Source organism: Ureibacillus massiliensis 4400831 = CIP 108448 = CCUG 49529 (assembly GCF_000772965.1).
Lineage (GTDB): Bacteria > Bacillota > Bacilli > Bacillales_A > Planococcaceae > Ureibacillus > Ureibacillus massiliensis.
Genome location: NZ_JPVQ01000091.1, coordinates 1 through 2924, shown reverse-complemented (window position 1 = coordinate 2924; position 2924 = coordinate 1). Strand labels below are relative to the sequence as shown.

3 protein-coding genes are annotated in these 2924 nt (G+C 33.2%); 1 reads left to right on the top strand and 2 read right to left on the bottom strand.

What is annotated here, in order from left to right; all coding sequences use genetic code 11:
* Both CD30_RS18770 and CD30_RS18765 read right to left on the bottom strand, forming a co-directional pair.
* Positions 1-450 (bottom strand): VOC family protein (locus CD30_RS18770; protein WP_084078077.1); only part of this gene is annotated, 450 nt, incomplete at its 3' end.
* 192 nt (positions 451-642) lie between these two features.
* Positions 643-1296, bottom strand: a complete 654-nt coding sequence (locus CD30_RS18765) for a cupin domain-containing protein (RefSeq protein ID WP_036180588.1) — start codon at positions 1294-1296, stop codon at positions 643-645.
* A 423-nt stretch (positions 1297-1719) separates the two neighbouring features.
* Here CD30_RS18765 and CD30_RS18760 point away from each other — a divergent pair, with 423 nt between their 5' ends.
* A complete protein-coding gene (locus CD30_RS18760; protein WP_052126329.1) occupies positions 1720-2634 on the top strand; it encodes a citrate:proton symporter in 915 nt (304 codons plus the stop codon).
* The last annotated feature ends 290 nt before the right edge of the window (positions 2635-2924 follow it).

Genomic DNA, 2924 nt, shown 5'->3' with positions numbered 1-2924 from the left:
TGGCTCAAAGTTCCGCACAAGTGGCTTATTTAGGATGCAATATTCAATTTGCCAATGAACACCAAATTTATCCTTTACTTGTCCATAAGATGGACTACAAGGAGTTTCTTGTAGAGGCATTAGAACTGTTCCACCATTTTGCAAATTATTAAATACTTCTTTGGATTTTTCTACATCATTTAATAGAACTGCCACATCAACCAGTGATCCAGTTTCATATGGTTCACCTGGGAAATTATCTGATAGCATTAAATAAGTATTATTAATTTTCAACTGGGCATGTACGACTAAATCCTTTGCCTCTTCTGGTAGCGTATATTCTTCATTTTTAGGTAATTCTCCGTATGTTTGAACCCCCAGATTTTCTGCTCCTAAAGCATTTTCATAAAACTTTACAGCCTCTTTACCATTTCCATTCAGTCTTAAATATGCATGTACACCTAAAATCATTAAATCCCCTCTTTTGAATAGTTTTAATTTTTACTAATGATGTCATTTTATCCAAATTAAGTTTAATTATTCTAGATATTCTTTAAGATTACCTTCCTAAAAGTTAAAACAATATTCTTAGTATAAAATAAACATCATTTTCCCTAGAAAGGAAAATGATGTTTATTTATTTTGTCCCATCTGTCGATGAAATCAATATCGAGTTTGAGGGTAGTAAGGAAGTTGTTGATAAGGATGATATTGTGGCTGGAAGTTTGAATTAAAGTGTGGATGGTTGAAGTACTGTTGTTGATGCTGAGTCATATTTTTATCATTTTTACAGTCTTTATAGGGACCTATATATGTGCTCGGTTTTATTGGTTGAGTTACTTCTTTCCATAGATTTTCGTCTAGACAATAAGTATGTGCCATGATGTTTGTTGGAGTGAATTTTAAAATATCCGATCCTAAAATCACTTCGGGGTTAGGTGCATCAAAAATGGCTAAAAGATGCGTATTATCAACTGTAGCAATTTCGTAATGCCACCAACCATGAGGAACATTGGCTACTTGACCAGGGGTGATTGGAATGTGCAGCCAATGTTTAGTGAATGGATTAAGAATTGAAACCGTTGCAGCTCCTGAAATACAATAAACTAATTCTGCAGCATTTTGATGGTAATGCGGTTCTACAACATTATTTACACTAAGAAAAATATCAAGTAATGAAGTATTTTTAAGTGTATTTAGCTGGTTTTTACCCAATACATTAATCAGATTTTGGTTATCTTTTTTAAACAAGGGACTTTTATTTACATCGAAAAAAAATTGCGCTGCCGGAGAGGTGTAATCAATGTTCGACGACATAGGTAACAATTTCCTCCTTATAGTTATAAAGCATAATATGAGACCTATGATTGATTGGTGATAATGGAATCTATAGAAAGTAAAAATTGGAAAAATAATTTGGTTGTTGATTATGAATTTGAGGGTTTTATCATAGAGACGAATATCAATGAAACTAAGTAAAAAACTACTCTATTTATAAAACTATAAAAACGTTTTGGAAGTGAAAAATAGATAACATTAGAAATCTAAAAAATATAAACAAAAATTATAAGAATAGCAGAAAAATTATTAATACTCCCAATTTGGTATTTGAAATAAGTCGTTCTACTAAATTCTTATATTATAGTAACAATCCTAATAAGGTTTGTATGATTATTCGGTCATTTTTCAGAATATTACAACATAACGTTAAGACAAGTAGTTAAAAAGGGGGGGAAGTAGTTGCTTGCTTTATACGGTTTCTTGATAATTGTAATTTTATTGATTCTAGTTTTAACCAAGAGAGCATCCATACATTTCACACTTGTAGTTATTCCTATCGTTATGGCGTTAATCGCTGGTTTTAGTTTTATAGAGTTAGGAGAATTTATGGGTAGTGGATTAAGTAGTATCGCTCAAACCGGAATTATGCTTACCTTTGCAACACTCTTTTTTGGCATTATGTTTGATGCCGGTTTATTTGACCCGATTATAAAAGGGATTATTAAGTTTGCAAAAGGTGATCCGGTAAAGATTACTGTTGGTACAGCTATTATTACAATGATAACTCATTTAGATGGGTCGGGTTCTAGTACTTTTCTAATTACGATTTCTGCCATGTTACCAATTTACAAAGCGTTAAAAATGAGCCGTTTAACTTTAGCGGTAATCGCAGCTTTAGGTGCTGGAACTATGAATATGGTTCCTTGGGGAGGGCCTACATTACGAGCTGCAACTGCATTGGAAGTAAATGTGGTAGATCTTTATACACCAATGATTCCTGTCCAAATAGCCGGATTAATTTGCGTTTTAATTGCTAGTTATTGGCTTGGGAGGCAAGAGAGAAGACGCATTGGTATTATTACGACATTACCAACTGAATCTTTCATATCGGAGAATGCAACACCTGAGGAAAATATAAAGAGACCGAAAATGTTTCTACTCAACTTATTATTAACAATTGCAGTAATTACAGCATTAATCACTGGAATTGTTCCTTTAGCTATTCCATTTATTATCGGTGTTCCAATAGTTTTAATGATTAACTATCGAAACGTAGCGATGCAACAGAAAAGAATCGAAGCACATGCAAGAAGTACAATATATACTTCATCAGTAATTTTTTCTGTGAAAATAAATCAAACCTTCGGTCTTTGAATAATACTATTTATATTAGGTAATTCTTAAAGTGACCTAAAAAAGCCAATAAGAAAGCAGAGCTACCTGTTCAGAGGTAACTTTGTATAAAATTATTTGGTTATGGTTATATTAAATTACTTGGGGTTCTTTGTATGGCTCCTTGTTCATCAACATGGAGTAAATAGCCCGGAGCATTCGATGCGAGATCGCAACGAGTGCTTTTTTCTTTCCTCTTCGTGAGGCGAGTGACCAATATTTGTTTGCTAGCCATCGATTTCGACTTCTAGATACAGCCCAAGCTGCTTCAC

Bases quoted from the DNA above. Each gene is read 5' to 3' on its own strand.
- CD30_RS18765 (WP_036180588.1), bottom strand. From the start codon at position 1,296: ATGTCGTCGAACATTGATTACACCTCTCCGGCAGCGCAATTTTTTTTC.